The 16,437-nt window shown below is 67.6% G+C and carries 17 protein-coding genes; 16 read left to right on the plus strand and 1 reads right to left on the minus strand.

Going from position 1 to position 16,437, the window contains the following annotated elements; all coding sequences use genetic code 11:
* Positions 1-4 precede the first annotated feature (4 nt).
* The 12 genes from AC1RQC_RS13530 (at position 5) to AC1RQC_RS13585 (ending at position 11,547) form a co-directional block, all read left to right on the plus strand.
* A complete protein-coding gene (locus tag AC1RQC_RS13530; protein ID WP_492810635.1) occupies positions 5-454 on the plus strand; it encodes an acyl-CoA thioesterase in 450 nt (149 codons plus the stop codon).
* The gene (locus tag AC1RQC_RS13535; protein WP_492373672.1) at positions 451-1,077 is read left to right on the plus strand and encodes a LolA family protein; all 627 of its coding nucleotides are present in this window, start codon (positions 451-453) and stop codon (positions 1,075-1,077) included. Before AC1RQC_RS13530 ends, AC1RQC_RS13535 begins: the two co-directional genes overlap by 4 nt.
* On the plus strand, positions 1,070-3,451 hold the full coding sequence (locus tag AC1RQC_RS13540) for an MMPL family transporter (RefSeq protein ID WP_492373671.1): 2,382 nt from the start codon (positions 1,070-1,072) through the stop codon (positions 3,449-3,451). The genes AC1RQC_RS13535 and AC1RQC_RS13540 overlap by 8 nt, the downstream gene beginning before the upstream one ends.
* Positions 3,452-3,529: 78 nt before the next feature.
* Positions 3,530-4,759, plus strand: a complete 1,230-nt coding sequence (locus AC1RQC_RS13545; RefSeq protein ID WP_492373670.1) for an NAD(P)/FAD-dependent oxidoreductase — start codon at positions 3,530-3,532, stop codon at positions 4,757-4,759.
* Positions 4,747-5,400: a DUF3261 domain-containing protein gene (locus tag AC1RQC_RS13550; protein WP_492373669.1), complete on the plus strand. Its 654-nt coding sequence runs from the start codon at positions 4,747-4,749 to the stop codon at positions 5,398-5,400. Before AC1RQC_RS13545 ends, AC1RQC_RS13550 begins: the two co-directional genes overlap by 13 nt.
* Positions 5,397-6,578: a beta-ketoacyl-ACP synthase gene (locus AC1RQC_RS13555; RefSeq protein WP_492883655.1), complete on the plus strand. Its 1,182-nt coding sequence runs from the start codon at positions 5,397-5,399 to the stop codon at positions 6,576-6,578. The genes AC1RQC_RS13550 and AC1RQC_RS13555 overlap by 4 nt, the downstream gene beginning before the upstream one ends.
* Positions 6,579-6,580: 2 nt before the next feature.
* Positions 6,581-7,051 (plus strand): hotdog family protein, encoded by a 471-nt coding sequence (locus AC1RQC_RS13560; RefSeq protein ID WP_492373667.1) that lies wholly within the window; start codon positions 6,581-6,583, stop codon positions 7,049-7,051.
* Positions 7,048-7,779: a 3-oxoacyl-ACP reductase FabG gene (gene fabG / locus AC1RQC_RS13565; protein ID WP_492373666.1), complete on the plus strand. Its 732-nt coding sequence runs from the start codon at positions 7,048-7,050 to the stop codon at positions 7,777-7,779. Before AC1RQC_RS13560 ends, fabG begins: the two co-directional genes overlap by 4 nt.
* On the plus strand, positions 7,776-9,002 hold the full coding sequence (locus AC1RQC_RS13570) for a beta-ketoacyl-ACP synthase (protein ID WP_492373665.1): 1,227 nt from the start codon (positions 7,776-7,778) through the stop codon (positions 9,000-9,002). The genes fabG and AC1RQC_RS13570 overlap by 4 nt, the downstream gene beginning before the upstream one ends.
* Positions 9,003-9,075: 73 nt before the next feature.
* The gene (locus AC1RQC_RS13575) at positions 9,076-9,528 is read left to right on the plus strand and encodes an excinuclease ATPase subunit (RefSeq protein WP_174427567.1); all 453 of its coding nucleotides are present in this window, start codon (positions 9,076-9,078) and stop codon (positions 9,526-9,528) included.
* 16 nt (positions 9,529-9,544) lie between these two features.
* Positions 9,545-10,243: a 4'-phosphopantetheinyl transferase family protein gene (locus AC1RQC_RS13580; protein WP_492373664.1), complete on the plus strand. Its 699-nt coding sequence runs from the start codon at positions 9,545-9,547 to the stop codon at positions 10,241-10,243.
* Positions 10,244-10,443: 200 nt separating this feature from the next.
* Positions 10,444-11,547, plus strand: coding sequence for a Rieske 2Fe-2S domain-containing protein (locus AC1RQC_RS13585; protein ID WP_492373663.1), 1,104 nt, complete (start codon positions 10,444-10,446; stop codon positions 11,545-11,547).
* A 51-nt stretch (positions 11,548-11,598) separates the two neighbouring features.
* Here the strand turns inward: AC1RQC_RS13585 and AC1RQC_RS13590 are convergent, their stop codons facing one another.
* The gene (locus tag AC1RQC_RS13590; RefSeq protein WP_492373689.1) at positions 11,599-12,354 is read right to left on the minus strand and encodes an IclR family transcriptional regulator; all 756 of its coding nucleotides are present in this window, start codon (positions 12,352-12,354) and stop codon (positions 11,599-11,601) included.
* 329 nt (positions 12,355-12,683) lie between these two features.
* Between AC1RQC_RS13590 and AC1RQC_RS13595 the strand changes: the two genes are divergently transcribed.
* The 4 genes from AC1RQC_RS13595 to AC1RQC_RS13610 all read left to right on the plus strand — a co-directional run bounded on the left by AC1RQC_RS13595 (position 12,684) and on the right by AC1RQC_RS13610 (position 16,427).
* Complete coding sequence (locus AC1RQC_RS13595; protein WP_043355682.1) at positions 12,684-13,082, plus strand: cupin domain-containing protein; 399 nt, start codon at positions 12,684-12,686, stop codon at positions 13,080-13,082.
* Between the two features lie 110 nt (positions 13,083-13,192).
* Complete coding sequence (locus tag AC1RQC_RS13600; protein WP_492373662.1) at positions 13,193-14,170, plus strand: Bug family tripartite tricarboxylate transporter substrate binding protein; 978 nt, start codon at positions 13,193-13,195, stop codon at positions 14,168-14,170.
* Between the two features lie 102 nt (positions 14,171-14,272).
* Positions 14,273-15,247, plus strand: a complete 975-nt coding sequence (locus AC1RQC_RS13605; RefSeq protein WP_492373661.1) for a Bug family tripartite tricarboxylate transporter substrate binding protein — start codon at positions 14,273-14,275, stop codon at positions 15,245-15,247.
* A gap of 7 nt (positions 15,248-15,254) precedes the next feature.
* Positions 15,255-16,427, plus strand: a complete 1,173-nt coding sequence (locus AC1RQC_RS13610) for an acyl-CoA dehydrogenase family protein (RefSeq protein ID WP_492373660.1) — start codon at positions 15,255-15,257, stop codon at positions 16,425-16,427.
* The last annotated feature ends 10 nt before the right edge of the window (positions 16,428-16,437 follow it).

Here is a 16,437-nt window from a genome sequence, read left to right on the forward strand (position 1 = left end):
CCTTATGCCCCAAGCCTCCCAGGACTTCAGCTTTGAGATCACGCTCAGCGCGGCCTTCCACGACCTCGACCCGATGAACGTGGTCTGGCACGGCAACTACGTGCGCTATTTCGAGCAGGCGCGCTGCGCGCTGCTGGCGCGCTACCACTACGACTACCCCGCCATGCGAGACTCGGGCTATGCGTGGCCGGTGGTGGACATGCGCGTCAAGTATGTCGGGCCGCTTACCTATGGCCAGTCGTTCATCGTCCGCGCCACCATCGTCGAGTGGGAGAACCGGCTCAAGATCGAGTACGTGGTCCGCGATGCCGCCAGCGGCCGGCGCCTGACCAAGGGCTACACCATTCAGGTGGCGGTGGACATGGCCAATGGCGAGATGCAGTATGTCTGCCCGCCGGTCCTGCTGGCGTGCCTTGGCGTGCAAGACGGGGCGCAGCCGGATCGCCAGGCATGATGCGCCGCCGCCTGTTGCAGGCGCTTTGCTGCGCCGTGCTGGCTGGCCCGGGCCTCGCCGCCGCGGCCGCGCCGGATTTGCTGGCCTCGGTGGCTGCGCGCTTGTCCGATGCCCCGGTCATCCACGGACGCTTCGAGCAGATCCGCCGCCTGTCCGGCTTTGCCAATCCGCTGGTCTCACGCGGCGACTTCGTGCTCGCGCGCGAGCGTGGCGTGGTGTGGAGCACGCGTGAGCCGTTTGCGTCCAGCCTGCTGGTCACCCCGGACCGGCTGGTCATGCGCGGTGCCGATGGCCGCGTGCAGCAACAGTTGCAGGCAGACGCCCAGCCCGCCATGCGGGTCGTGGGCGAATCGGTGATTGCCGTGCTGCGCGGCGACCTGCGCGCGTTGTCCACACGTTTCGAGGTGGCCGGCGAGCTGGTTGGCAAGAGCGGCTGGACGCTGACGCTGACGCCGACCGATGCCGGCATGCGGCGCGTATTCACCCGCATCGAGCTGGCCGGGGATCGCTTTGTGCGCAACGTGCGCCTGGAAGAAGGCAGCGGCGACAGCACCACCGTCAAGATGATCGACCCGAGTGCGGCCGCCAAACTCGGTGCGGATGAGGAGAAGCGCTTTGAGTAAGGCGGCAAAGGTGGCTAAGGCCGCCGCGGCCACTGGCAAGCCCGCGCACGGGCTCAGCACCCTGGAGCGGGTGCTGGCCGTGGCGTGGCTGTTGCTGGTGATCGCGCTGACGGCGCACCAGTTGCAGTTCTGGCGCGCCTCGCGGCTCGACACCGATGTGATGGCCTTGCTGCCCACCAGCCAGCGCACCGCCACCGCCGACCGCGTGCTGCGCCGGCTGGCCGACGGCGTCTCGCGCGAGATCGTGGTGCTGGTCGGCGCGCCCGACTGGGCCCGCGCCCGTGCCGCCGCCGATCGCTTCAGCACGGCCGCGAAACCGCAGGCGAGCTTGCTGCAGCCAGTGGACCGCATCGCCAGTTTCGACCTCGACGCCGCGCTGGCCTTCTACCGGCCTTACCGCGACCGCCTGCTTACCGACAGCCAGCGCGCCATGCTGCGCCAGGCGGATCCCGATGTACTGTCCCAGCAGGCGCTGACCCGGCTCTACCAGCTTTCCACCGGCCCGCGCCTGACCGACTGGGCGGCTGACCCGATCGGGCTCTGGCAGGACTGGTGGCTGTCGCGCGCGGCCATCACGCGCGTGCATGAGCGTGATGGCCGCGCGGCGCTCAGCGCCGAGGGCAAGGAGTGGGTGCTGCTGACGTATCGCATCACCAAGCCTGCGTTCTCGGTAAGCGGCAATACGGACTACGGCGATGTGCTGCAGCTGGGCGAGCGCGCCGCCGCGCAGGGCGACGACGGCGTGCACGTGGTGGCCGCCGGCATTCCCTTGCACGCGGAAGCCGCCGCATCCCAGGCCAACCTGGAGATGAACGTGATCGGCTGGGGCTCGCTGGCGGCGGTCTTGCTGCTGGTCTGGCTGGCCTTCCGTTCGCTGCGCCCGATCATCTTGGTGGGGCTGTCGCTGCTGATCGGCACGGCTGCCGCGGTGTCCGCCACCGCGCTGGTGTTTGACCGCGTCCACCTGATCACCCTGGTGTTCGGGGCCAGCCTGGTGGGCGTGGCCGAGGACTTCGGCATTCACTATTTCGTGTCGCGGCAGGCCAGCCCTGGCCTGTCGCCGCCGCAGGTGATGCGCAGGCTGCTGCCGGGCATGGCGCTGGCGCTGTCGACCAGCGTGGTGGCCTACCTGGCGCTGGGCATCGCGCCGTTCCCGGGGCTGCGGCAAATGGCGCTGTTCTCGGCCGTGGGGCTGGTGGCGGCTTTTCTGACCGTGGTGTTCTGGTTCCCGCTGCTCGATCGCGGCCAGCTGCGCCAGACGCGCCTGTCGAGTTGGCTGACCGCCAGCCTGGCCCGCTGGCCGCGCGTGGGCATGGATCGCGCTTCGATGCTGCTGCTGGGCGCCCTGGCCTTGTTCATCGTGCCGGGGCTATGGCAGGTCAAGGTGGCGGATGACGTGCGCCAGCTGCAAAGCTCGCCGCCGGCGCTGATCGAGGCGCAGCGCACCGCCGGGCGCTTGCTGGGCACACCTAGCCCCGCCCAGTTCCTGCTGGTGCGCGGCGACTCGCCGGACCAGGTGCTGGCGCGCGAGGAAGCGGTCAAGGCGGCGCTGGCGGGCGTGGTGGCGCGCGGCGAGCTGGAGGGCTTCCTGGCCATCTCCGATTGGGTGCCATCGGCGTCCCGCCAGCATGCCGATGCCACGCTGACGGACGGCCTGGAGGCCGCCGTGCGCGAGCGCGTGGCGCGTGCGGTGGGCGGCACCGTGGGCGCGCCCAATGCCGCTGCGCCTGACCGCGTGCTGACGTTGCCGGCGTGGCTTGCGAGCCCGGTTTCCGAGACGTTGCGTCACCTCTGGCTGGATCGCGAGGGCCAGGGCTACGCCAGCGTCATGCTGCTGCGCGGGCTGGACAAGCCCACCACCATTGCGCTGATCGAGGCGGCGGCGGCCATGGTGCCGGGCGTCGAGTGGGTGGACCGCGTGGCCGACCTGTCCTCGCTGCTCAAGCATTACCGCGTGCTGATGACCTGGCTGCTGGGCGCCGGCGCGCTGGGCGTGGCGCTGTTGCTGGCATGGCGCTATGGCAGGGCCTCGTGGCGGGCGCTGGTGCCGACCTTGCTGGCGGGGGTATTCAGCGTGGCGCTGCTGGGCTGGCTGCATGTGCCGCTGCAGCTGTTCTCCGTGCTTGCGCTGGCGTTGCTGCTTGGCGTGGGCGTGGACTACGGCATCTTCCTGCTGGAGCATCCCGGCGATGGCGAGTCATGGACGGCGATCGTGCTTGGCGCGGCCAGCACGCTGCTGGCCTTTGGCCTGCTGGCGCTGTCGTCCACGCCGGCGCTGCATGCCTTTGGCATGACCATGCTGTCCGGCGTGGGGGCGGTATGGGTGCTGTCGCCATGGTTCCGGCCCCACGCGCCGCATGGGCATGCGCACTAGCTTCATGTTGAAGTCGCAGCAAGACAAATAGCAAGACAAATAAAACCAACAAGATCAACGAGTCAAACAGGGTTGCAAATGAATACCGAACAGGTGGATGTCCTTATCATCGGCGCCGGCCCGGCGGGCTCCGTGGCGGCGGGCCTTTTACGCAAGCGCGGCATTGATGTGCTGGTGATCGAGAAAGAGACCTTTCCGCGCTTCTCGATCGGGGAAAGCCTGCTGCCGCAGAGCATGGCCTACATCGAAGAGGCGGGCATGCTGCAGGCGGTGGTCGAAGCCGGCTTCCAGTACAAGAACGGCGCTGCCTTCGTGCGTGGCGACCGCTATACGGATTTCGATTTCCGCGACAAGTTCTCCGCCGGCTGGGGTACCACCTACCAGGTCCAGCGCGCGCGCTTCGACGACGTGCTGATCCGCGAGGCGCAGAAGCAGGGCGCCGAGGTCCGTTTCAAGCACCAGGTGAGCGCCGTCGACCTGGAGGGCGAGCAGCCTTGCGTCACCGTGCGCGACCCGGATGGCAAGGCGTACCAGGTGCGGGCGCGTTTCCTGCTGGATGCCTCGGGTTTCGGCCGCGTACTGCCGCGCCTGCTGGACCTGGAGTCGCCGTCGCACTTCCCCGTGCGCAGCGCCATCTTCACCCACGTGGAAGACCGCATCCCGCTGGGCACCTTCGATCGCAACAAGATCCGCGTCAGCGTGCATCCGGAGCATGTCGATGTCTGGTACTGGACCATTCCGTTCTCGGACGGCCGCTGCTCGCAGGGCGTGGTGGCGGAAAAGCGCTTCCTCGACCAGTACAAAGGGACCGAGACCGAGCGGCTGCAGGCGCTGGTGGGCGAGGAGCCCGGCCTTGCCAAGCTGTTGGCCAACGCCGGCTGGGACACCCCGGCCCGACAGATCGTCGGCTACTCGGCCAACGTGAAATCGCTGTGGGGCAAGGGCTATGCGTTGCTGGGCAATGCGGGCGAATTCCTCGACCCGGTGTTCTCGTCCGGCGTCACCATTGCCTTCAAGTCCGCCAGCCTGGCCACGGCCTGCCTGGCGCGCCAGTTGAATGGCGAGACGGTGGACTGGCAGGCCGACTACGGCCGCCCGCTCAAGGACGGCGTGGATTGCTTCCGCACCTTTGTGGAAGCGTGGTACGAAGGCCGCTTCCAGAAGCTGATTTTCCATCCCAATGCCACGCCGGAAATCCGCCGCATGATTTCGGCCATCCTGGCGGGCTATGCCTGGGACCGCACCAACCCGTTCGTCACCGAGTCGCGGCGCCGCCTTGGCGTGCTGGAGCAGCTTTGCGAAGCCTGATCGCCAGGCATCCCTCCATTGGCGCCGTGCCGGCGCGGATGCTGCTGGGTGTTGCCGCGTGTGCCTTGCTGTTAGCGGGCTGCGCCGGCCCGGGAGCGGGGGCAGGTTCCGCTTCGCCGCCTGCCTCGCCCACCCTGCCCGCCGAGCAGCAGCCCGTGCCGTTGCTGCGCCTGCCGCCGGCATCGCTGGGCCGCGAGCTGGCGCTGCAGCAGCAGATCACCGTGGTGTACCGGACCCCGCGCGGGGAGGAGCGCCGCGAGATCCAGGCCTTGCTGGAAGCCGATGCCACCCACACGCGGCTGGCCGCGCTGGCCGGCGGGCAGGTGCTGGCGCGGCTCGACTGGGATGGGCAGGACCTGCGCGTGGTGCGCTCGCCCTGGGCGCCGGCCGAGCTGGTGCCGGAGCGTATCCTGAGTGAAATGCAGTTGTCGTTGTGGCCGGTCGAGGCGATTGCCGCGGCCTTGCCGGCGGGCTGGCGCCTGGAGGTCGAGGCCGGCCGGCGCGTGCTGCGCGCGGGTGGCGAGGTGGTGGCGCAGGTGCGCTATCCGGACCCGCAAACGATCGAGTTCGAGCAATACCGCGATGGCTATCGGCTGACCATCCGCACCCTGCCGCCGGCAGGGCAAGGAGGGACGAAATGAATGTCTTTATTAATGCACTGGGCATGACCTGCGCGCTGGGCGACGGCGCGGATGCGGTGCGCGCGGTGCTCTGGCGCGGCGACGCCCCGCAGGGCGGCGAGGTGACCGAGCTTTACAGCCCGGGCCGCCCGCTGCAGCTCGGCACGGTCAACGCCGCGCTCAGCCTGCCGGACGACACGCCACAGGTGCACCGTACCCGCAACAATGCGCTGCTGTATCACGCCGCGCTCCAGTTCATTGCGCAGGCGCAGGCCGCCATCGCCCGGGTTGGCCCGGCGCGGGTGGCGGTGGTGCTGGGCACCAGTACCTCCGGCATTGCCGAGGGCGGCGTGGCCGTGCGCGCGCGCGCTGCCACCGGCGCGTGGCCGGAGGGTTTCCACTACGGGCAGCAGGAGCTGGGTTCGCCGGCGCAGTTCCTGGCCGGCGTGCTGGGCGTGACTGGCGTGGCCTACACGCTGTCCACCGCCTGCTCGTCGAGCGCCAAGGCGCTAGGGGCTGCCGCGCGCCTGCTGCGCAGCGGCATGGCGGACGTGGTGATCGCGGGCGGCGCGGACACCCTGTGCTCCTTCACCGTCGCCGGCTTCAGTGCACTGGATTCCGTCTCGGCGTCGCGCTGCAACCCGCTGTCGGCCAACCGTTGCGGCATCAACCTGGGCGAAGGCGCCGGCTTGTTCCTGCTGTCCGCCGAGCCGGGGCCGGTGCGCCTGGCCGGCTGCGGCGAGACCTCCGACGCGCATCACATGTCGGCGCCGGACCCCAGCGGCGCCGGTGCCCGGGCCGCCATGCTGCAGGCGCTGGAGCGCGCCGGGCTTGCGCCTGCGGACATCGATTACCTTAACCTGCACGGCACCGCCACGCCGCAGAACGACGCCATGGAAGCGCTGGCATGCGCCGCGGTGTTCGGCGCCGATCTGCCGCTCAGCTCGACCAAGCCGATGACCGGGCACGCGCTCGGCGCGGCCGGTGCCATCGAGGCCGCGCTGATGTGGCTGACGCTGGTCGACAATCCGGACGGCCGCCTGCCCCCGCACTGGTGGGATGGCGTGCCCGATCCGGCCTTGCCGGCGCTGCGCGTGGTGGCCCCCGGCGAAACGCTGGGCCGCGCGCCGCGCTACGTGATGAGCAATTCCTTCGCTTTCGGCGGTAGCAACAGCGCCGTGATACTGGGAGCCGGCTGACCATGACCACGACGTCCCTTGCCGCGTTGCCGGCAATCGCCGAGGTGCTGCCGCACGCCGGCGGGATGCGCTTGCTGGATGAACTGTTGCGCGCCGATGAGGAACACGCGGCAGCGCGCACCACGGTGCGCGCCACCCAGCTGTTTGTCGATGAGTCCGGCATGCCGGGCTGGGTCGGCATCGAGTACATGGCGCAGACCATCGCCGCCTGGGCCGGCGCGCAGGACTGGCGCGCCGGGCGGGCGCCTGGCATCGGCTTCCTGCTCGGCTCACGGCGCTACGAATGCGATGTGCCGGCGTTCCCGGTGGGCAGCGTGCTGACCATACAAGTGCGCGCCGAGCTGGTCGGCGACAACGGGCTCGGCATGTTTGCCTGCTCACTGTCGCTGGGCGAGCACGAAGTGGCGCGCGCCAACGTTTCCGTTTTCCAGCCTGCCGACGCGCAGGCTTTCTTGCAAGGACAACAACCATGACGAACCGAACCGTGCTCGTCACAGGGTCTTCGCGCGGCATTGGCCGCGCCATCGCGCTGCGCATGGCGCGCGAGGGCTACGATGTGGTGGTGCATTGCCGTGCCCGGCGCGATGAAGCCGAATCGGTGGCCGATGCGATCCGTGCCCTGGGCCGCACCGCGCGCGTGCTTTGTTTCGACGTCAGCCAGCGGGAACAGGCCGCGGCCGCGCTGCTGGCCGATATCGAAGCCCACGGTTGCTACTACGGCGTGGTCTGCAACGCGGGCATCGCGCGCGATGCGGCGTTCCCGGCCATGACCGGGGCAGAGTGGGACGAGGTGATCCACACCAACCTGGACGCCTTCTACAACGTGCTCAACCCGGTGGTGATGCCCATGGTGCAGCGGCGCAAGCCGGGCCGCATCGTCACGCTGTCCTCGGTGTCGGGGCTGGTGGGTAACCGGGGCCAGACCAACTACAGCGCGGCCAAGGCCGGCGTGATCGGCGCGACCAAGGCGCTGGCCATCGAGCTGGCCAAGCGCGCCATTACCGTCAATTGCGTGGCCCCTGGCCTGATCGATACGGAGATGGTGGAGGAACACGTGCTGGAGGAAGCCTTGCGCATGATCCCGGCACGCCGCACGGGTACCCCGGACGAGGTGGCCGCCACCGTGGCGTTCCTGATGTCCGCCGATGCGGGCTATATCACCCGGCAGGTGATTTCGGTCAACGGGGGGATGTTCGGATGAAGCGAGTCGTCATTACCGGAGCCGGCGCAGTCTGCTCGCTGGGCAACGACTGGGCGAGCGTGCGCGAGCGCCTGGCCAGCGGCCGCAACGCGGTCGTGCAGATGCCGGAGTGGGCCGTCTACAAGGGCCTCAACACGCAGCTTGCGGCACCTGTGCCGCCGTTCACGCTGCCGGCGCATTACACCCGCAAGGTCACGCGCGCCATGGGCCGCGTGGCGGTGATGTCGGTGCTGGCCAGCGAGGCCGCCTTGCGCGATGCGGGGCTGCTTGGCGATCCGCTGGTCGCGAGCGGCAAGCTTGGCATAGCCTACGGCTCGTCCACCGGCACGCCGTCGGCCGTGGCCGATTTTGGCCGCATGATGATGGATCGCACCACCGAGGACGTCAGCGCTACCACCTACATCCGCATGATGCCGCATACCACGGCGGTGAACATCGGCGTGTTCTTCGGCATTACCGGGCGCATCCTCACCACCTCCAGTGCCTGCACCTCGGGCAGCCAGGGCATCGGCTACGCTTACGAAACCATCCGCAGCGGCCGGCAGGTGGCCATGCTGGCGGGCGGCGCCGAGGAACTGGATCCCACCGAGGCCGCCGTGTTCGATACCCTGTTCGCCACCAGCACCTGCAACGATGCGCCGCATGGCACGCCGCGCCCGTTCGACAGCGAGCGCGACGGCCTGGTGCTGGGCGAGGGTGCCGGCACACTGGTGCTGGAGGAGCTGGAGCACGCGCTGGCGCGCGGCGCGCGCATCCTGGCCGAGATTGTCGGCTTTGGCACCAACAGCGACGGCGCCCACGTGACCCAGCCCAAGGCGGACACGATGGCGCAGGCCATGCGCCTGGCGCTGGAGGATGCCGGCCTGCCGGCCTCGGCGATCGGCTACGTCAATGCCCACGGCACTGCCACGGACCAGGGCGATATCGCCGAGTCCCATGCCACCCGCGAGGTGCTGGGTGACGCGGTGCCGGTGAGTTCGCTGAAAAGCTATATGGGCCATACGCTAGGCGCCTGCGGCGCGCTCGAGGCATGGATGACGGTCGAGATGATGCGCGACGGCTGGTTTGCGCCCACCATCAACCTGTCCAACCCAGACCCGCGCTGTGCCTGCCTTGACTACATCATGGGCGAGGGCAGGCGGCTCGACATCGATCATGCGATGAGCAACAATTTTGCCTTTGGCGGCATCAACACGTCGCTGGTGTTCCGCCGCTGGCGTTGATCTGCCAGTACTACCGCGCATTTTCCTCATCAATAAAATCAACAACACCAACAACACCAAGAAAGGAAGGTCAATGAAGCACGCTCTCTCCATCCTGGCCGCTACCGCCTCGGCCGCCATGCTGTTGTCCACGCCCGCCGCGGCGCGCGATACCAAGTACATGCTGCCGTTCCAGGAAGTGCTGGATATGCCGGAAGCCCAGGAAAAGCTCGATGGCTCGGTCAAGTTCTTCCTGGCGGGGCAGAAGAAGCCCAAGGTCCTTGAGACCAAGGAGAGCGATGTGTCCAACCGCAAGACCAACAGCTTCGGCAAGAGCGATGAAGACGCCTGCCGCTGGGCCGCGCTGTCCGCGCTGATCGCGTTCCAGGACAAGGCCAAGACGCTCGGCGCCAATGCCGTGGTCGACGTGGTGAGCTACTACAAGAAGGACTCGGTCGCCAGCCCGACCGAGTACGAATGCCATGCCGGCGCGGTGGTGGCCGGTGTGGCGCTCAAGGGCACGTACGCCAAGGTGGCGGGCAAGTAAGGCCGCGCGCCACGCCATGCCGGCCTCCCCGATCCACGTTCGCGTTGCGTCGGTAGCTGGCCTGGCGGGACAGGTTCCGCCCGCCAGGCAATGGCTGGGCGCGGACGAAGCGCGGCGCCTGGACGCCCTGCAGGCCGGCCAGCGCGCCGCCCAGTTCGTGGCTGGGCGCTGGATTGCGCGCCAATTGCTGGCGCAAGCTTACGGCGGCGGCTGGCAGGACTGGACGCTGAGCGCCGCGCCGGACAGCCCGCCGCAGGCCATTGGGCCTGTGTCCGCTTTTCTCTCCCTCTCCCATTCCGGCGACCACGTTGCCTGTGCCGTCGGGCTGGAACCGCTCGGCCTGGACATCGAGCGCGTGCTGCCGCGCAAGGGGCTGGACGCGCTGGTGCTCGCAGTCAGCAGCGAAGCCGAACGCGCCGCCTTGCCGGCATTGCGCCCGGGCGGCGATCCGGCGGCGCAACGCGAGGCCTTCTTCCAGCTCTGGACCTTGAAGGAAGCCTGGCTCAAGCGTGGCGGCGGGGGCTTGTTCCAGACCATGCTCGGGCAGGCGGTGGCGGTGTCGCCGGCGGCCAGCCTGGCCACCGCCAATGCTTGCAGCTGGCGCCACGGCGACGCTGTGCTGGCGATCCACGCCGCGCCCGCTATCTCGTTGTCGGATACCGTGCCTGCGGGCCTGCGCTACTGGTGCCTGGCGCCAGCGGCGGATGCGCCCTGAGCATCACGTCATCGAGGGCGCTATCCACGCCACTACCGGTACGTTCGGCCTGTGTCGGGGTAAGCCCGGATACCCGTCATTACCCCGCGGCGGGCAACACATCTCTTGGCAAGCCTTCGGTTAGACTTAGCCCTTGGTTTCGTCCTCCCGCCCATGCAGTCGGCTAATCGAGATACCAGTCTTGCAAGGAGAAGTCCCCCATGCATGCAGTTCCGTTGCTAGATAGCAGTGCCAACGATAGCGATAGCCCTACCGAAGTCCCGCTGCGCGACCTGCGCCGCGTCACCATTCATCCCGATCACTGGTATCCCCTGGCCTGGTCGCGCGAGGTCAAGCGCGGCAAGGCGCATGGCGTGCGCTTTGCCGGAGAGCCGATCGTGCTGGTGCGCACGGCGTCCGGCGCGGTGTTCGCGCTCGAGGATCGTTGCGCGCACCGGCAGGTGCCGCTGCACGCGGGCGTGGTCGAGGGCGAATCGATCCGTTGCTGCTATCACGGCTGGACCTATGATTGCACCGGCCGCTGCATCGACGTGCCTTACCTGGGCCGCGAGCGCTTGCCCAACGGCGTGCGCTCCTACCCCTGCCGCGAGGTGGAAGGGCTGATCTTCGTGTTCCCCGGCAGCGCGGTGCTGGCCGACGAAACCCCGTTGCCCAGCCTGGGCTCGGTGGCCAACAAGGCGTACAAGACGCGGCGTTTTGGCCGCGAGGTCAAATGCCATTACTCGTTCATGCACGAGAACCTGATGGACATGAACCATCAGTTCCTGCACCGGCGGCAGATGGGGCAGATGCGCGCCAGCTCGCTGGGCCGCCGGCGCGGCGACGGATGGGTCGAGGTGGACTACACCTTCGCTCGCGAGCAAGGCAAGCAGCCGGTGGGCGAAGCGCTGGTGTTCGGTGGCGGCAACAAGGGCAACAAGGGCGGGCAAGGCGGCAAGGACGTGATGACGGTCCGCACCCTGTATCCCTACCAGACCCTGCAGATCCGCACTTCGGATGCCACGCTGGTGATGGACCTGTGGATCGTCTACGTGCCGCTCGACGCCGAGCAGCGCACCAACCGCACGTTCGGGCTGCTGTCGATCAAGAAGCCCGGCATTCCCGGCATACTGGATCTGGCCTGGCCGCTGCTGGTGTGGTTTACGGAGCGGATCTTCAAGGAGGACCGCTGGATTGTCGAGAGCGAGCAGGCGGCGCACGACGAGCAGGGCGCCGACTGGAACCAGGAGGTGTTCCCGGTCATCAACGAACTGCGCGACCTGCTGCGCGAATGCGGCATGCCGGAAGCGTCGGCCGGGAGTTGACGGCGGTTTGGCGGCGGTTTGGCGGCGAATTGACGACGAGCAGGCAGATGGCTATTGCGCGAACCGGCTGCGCTCGTCGCGCTCGAGCGCGGAGCAGGCCGTCCTGAGGATGGCCGAGAACCGCGTCAGCGCGGGCTCGATGCGGTACGCCGGCCCGGCAATGGAAATGCCGTAGCATTCTCCCGACAGCCGCACCGGCCAGGCCAGCGCGCCAACGTCGGGCAGCGACTCGCCCAGGTTGATGAAGCAGCCTTGCTCGGCGGACTTCTTCAGCTCGGCTTCCAGCTGCGCCGCGTTGGCTACCGTGCGTGGCGTGAAGCGCTCGAAGCTGAGCTGCGCGATCAGCGCGCTGCGCTCGTCCTCGGGCATGACGGACAGCAAGGCTTTGCCGATCGAGTTCGCATGGAGCTCTCGCCGCTCGCCTGCGGTGGCGATATAGCGGATCGCATGCGGGGATTCGAGCACGTCCAGGTACACCACCCACCGGCCTTCATGCAGCTTGCCGATCACCACGGTCTCGCCGGTGGCCGCACGCAGCTCGTTCATGGTGCCGTGCACCCGGTCCAGCACCGGGTCGTGCCGCGCGATCTGCTGCGCCATGGCCAGCAGGCGGCCCGTGGGGTAATAGCCTTGGCGGCGGCCGGTCTCGTACAGGTAACCCAGCGAAGTCAGGGTGCGGATCAGCGCCAGGCAGCTCGATGCCGGCACCGCCAGCAACCGGGCCAGCTCCGATAGCGACAGCGCGCGCCGCTCGCGCGCGAAGGTTTCGATGATCTCGAGCACGCGCAACGCCGTCTTCACGTTCATCGGCGGCGCTTTGTTGTCGTTGGCGGTCATGAGTGGGGCAGGCCCGGATTGGTCGGAAGAGAAGCACTTATCTTAGTCGATCGTTCCTGCCGAACACCCATTCCGGCGCACCAGAATATTTCTCAAGAAATATTTTGTTTAAATATTTATCTGTAGATTGTGTTTATGACGGTATACCGGAGCATCCTGGTACGGAATCCGTTACAGGGTATGGCTCTGCTGGACATGGTTATTTTCATGGGGATAAAATAACTTTCACAAACATGAAAAACAGCCGGGTATCACAGCCGCCCTCATGGGGGCGCGGCGTAGCCGGCATGGAGACTGCAATGACCCCCTCGTCGTCCTCACCGATCTACTTTGTCCGTGCCGAAGACGTGCCCGGCTACCACCCGGCCAATCACGTCGGCACGCTGAACCGCCGCATCATCGGCCGCGAGAACGTCGGCGCCACCCAGCTAGAAGTCATTCACGGCACCATCGAGCGCGGCAAAGGTGCCTTGCCGCACGCGCATCCCGGCATCGAGCAGGTCTGCTATGTGCTGGAGGGCAGGGCGCGCGCCGAGGTGAACGGGCAATCGCGCGAGCTTGGCCCCGGCGATTGCTGCTTCTTCCCGGCCGAGGCCATGCATGTGTTCACGGTAATCAGCGACGAGCCCGTGAAACTGCTGGTGATCTACGCCCCGCCTTACGAGGAATCCCCGGAGCGCGTGATCCGTCCCGCCTGAGGACTGCTGCCGAGTTCTGCTGAACGCCGCAGAACGCTGCCATTTCGCCTGGGTGCCCGCACCCGATACCCGATACGACGTTTGTTGTTCAAGCCTGGTAGGAGATTCCGATGACACTGTCTTCCCGACGCCGTTTGCTCGTTTGCGCTGCCATCTGGAGCGCCATGCCCGCATTGGCGTGGAGCAGCACCTATCCCACCAAGCCGATCCGCATGGTGGTGCCTTTTGCGCCGGGCGGCGCCTCCGACGTGGTAGCGCGGCTGGTGTCGCAGAAGCTGGCGGAGGCCTTGAAGCAGCCGGTGGTGGTTGAGAACCGCCCCGGCGCCAATGGCATCATCGGCACCGATATGGTCGCGCGTGCCGCCCCCGACGGCTATACGCTGCTGCTCAACACCGCTGGCGCGCAGACGCTCAGCCCCGTGCTGTACAAGGCAGGTTACGAGCCACTGAAGAGCTTTGCGCCGATCAGCCTGATCAGCAGCATCGGCTTTGTGATGGTGGTCCACCCGTCGGTGCCGGCCAAGACCGTGCAGGAGTTCGTCGGGCTGGCCCGCGCCAAGAGCCGTCCGCTGAGCTTGTCGGCCGGCAGCAGCATGATCGAGCTGATCGGGGAGACATTCAAATCCACCGCCGGCACCCCGGACGTGGTCAGTGTGTCGTACCGGGGCACCGGCCCGCAGATGCAGGCCGTGGTGGCGGGCGAGGTCGACATGACCATCGATCCCTTCAACTCGATGGCGATGATCCGGGCCGGCAGGCTGCGCCCGCTGGCCGTGCTGTCGCCCAAGCGCTCGCCGGCCCTGCCCGATGTGCCGACCATGCAGGAGGCCGGGATCCAGGGCATGAACTTCAATTCCTGGGCCGGGCTGCTGGCGCCGGCAGGCACGCCGAAGGAAATCGTCACGCGTCTGAACCAGGAAATCGTGCGGATCGTCGCGATGCCGGATATCAGGGAACGCCTTGCCGCCATCGACTATGAAGCCGTCGGCAGCACGCCCGAGCAGTTTGCCACCATCATTGCCGACGACGCTGCGCGCTGGGCCAAGCTCGTCAAGGACACGAACTACAAAGAGAAGACCGCGCGGTGAGGCGGCATGGTGCCCGCGGGCATCGCAACGACAAAGCTGACAAAGCTGACAAGGCTAATCCACGACAACGAGATAGCTAGCCAAAAAACAGGAGACAAGACTATGCCAAGCCTCATCACGCTGCTGCGCGCCGCGCTGCCATTGCTGAGCCTCGCCGCGGCGCCGTTCGTGGCGGCGGCCGACGCTTATCCCAGCAAGCCGATCCGCATGGTGGTGCCGTTCGCTGCCGGCAGCGGCACCGACGCGGTGGCCCGCATCACCGCCAAGGAACTCGGCGACGCGCTCAAGACCAATGTGGTGGTGGACAACCGCCCCGGTGCAAATGGCGCGATTGCCGCCGAGATCGTCGCGCAGGCCGCACCGGACGGCTACACGCTGTTCATGACCACCAACACGACCCATTCGGCCAATCCTTCGCTGATGAAGAAGCTGCCGTATGACCCGATCCGCGACTTCACGCCGGTGGCGCGCATGGGCAACCTTCCGTTCATGCTGGTGGTCAACCCGAAATTGCCGGTCAAGACCGTGGCGGACCTGATCGCCTACGCGCGCACGCATCCGGGCATGTCTTACGCCAGCGGCAACAGCACCGGCATCGTGTCGGGCGCTACGCTCGGGCGCATGGCCGGGCTGGACCTGCTGCACGTGCCGTACAAGAGCACGCCGCCGGCCATGACCGATGTGATCGCGGGGCAGGTGCCGATGATGTTTGTCGACGTGGCGGCCGGCATTGCCAACGTGAAGGCGGGCAAGCTGCGGGCACTGGCGGTGACCACCGCGCAGCGCAGCCGGCTGCTGCCGGAGCTGCCGCCCCTGGCCGACACGCCTGAGCTCAAAGGCTTCGATATTACGTCCTGGAATGGCGTGTTCGCGCCAGCGAAGGCGCCCGCGGAGGTGGTCGAGCGGCTCAACCGCGAGCTGTCGCGCATCGCCGCGAGCAAGGAAGTCGCCCCGCGCTTCGAGGCGCTGGGCTTTGAGGCATTCGGGCAATCGCCCAAGCAGTTCTCCGGCTTCGTGGCCGGCGAGCTGGTCAAGTGGACCAAGCTGGTCAAGGACGCAGGCATCCAGCCGGAATGAGGTAGGCATGAACTTTGAAAGAACCCCCGAGCAGCGCGCCATCGTCGAAGCGGTGACGCAGCTATGCAGTGACTTCGGCGCCGACTACTGGTCGGGGCTGGACGACGAAGGCAAGTTTCCCCATGCCTTCCACCAGGCCATGGCGCAGGCGGGCTGGCTCGGCATCGCGATGCCGGAAGCGTACGGTGGCGCCGGCCTGGGCATTACCGAGGCGGCGCTGATCATGCAGACGGTGTCGGCGTCCGGCGCGGGTTTTTCCGGCGCGTCGGCCATCCATATGAATGTGTTTGGCCTCAACCCGGTGGTGGTGTTCGGCAACGACCGGCAGAAGGAGGCAGCGCTGGCGCCGCTGATCGCCGGGGCCGAGAAGGCCTGCTTCGCCGTGACGGAACCCGACGCCGGGCTGGACACCACCCATCTCAAGACCCAGGCCGTGCTGTCGGCGGATGGCGCCAGCTATCGCGTGGACGGCCGCAAGATCTGGATCTCCACCGCGCAGGTGGCCGACCGCATGCTGTTGCTGGCCCGCACCACGCCGCTGGACAAGGTGGCCAAGCCGACGCAGGGCCTGAGCCTGTACTACACGGCGCTGGACCGCAAGCACATCGAGGTGCGCGAGATCCACAAGATGGGGCGCGCCGCGGTGGACTCGAACATGCTCTTTATCGACGGGCTGACGGTGCCGGTGGCCGACCGCATCGGGGAAGAAGGGCGCGGGTTCGAGTACATCCTGCATGGCCTCAACCCCGAGCGCATCCTGATTGCCGCCGAAGCCGTCGGCCTTGGCCGTGTCGCACTGGAAGCGGCAACGCGCTATGCCAAGGAGCGCACCGTGTTCGGGCGCCCGATTGGCCAGAACCAGGGCATCCAGCATCCGCTGGCGCAAGCGTGGATGGCGCTGGAGGCCGCCGACATGATGGTGTGGAAGGCGGCCTGGCTGTACGACAACGGCAAGCCCTGCGGGGCCGAGGCCAATACCGCCAAGTACCTCGCGGCGGAGGCCGCGCACCAGGCCTGCCAGACCGCGGTCCTGACGTTGGGCGGCATGGGCTATGCGCGTGAGTACCAGGTGGAGCGTTACCTGCGCGAGTCGTATATCCCGCGCATTGCCCCGGTCAGCGCGCAGCTCATCATGTGCCATATCGCCGAGCGCGTGCTGGGTTTGCCGAAGTCGTATTGAACTCGCTCTT

The organism is Cupriavidus sp. GW822-FHT03E04 (assembly GCF_058801495.1).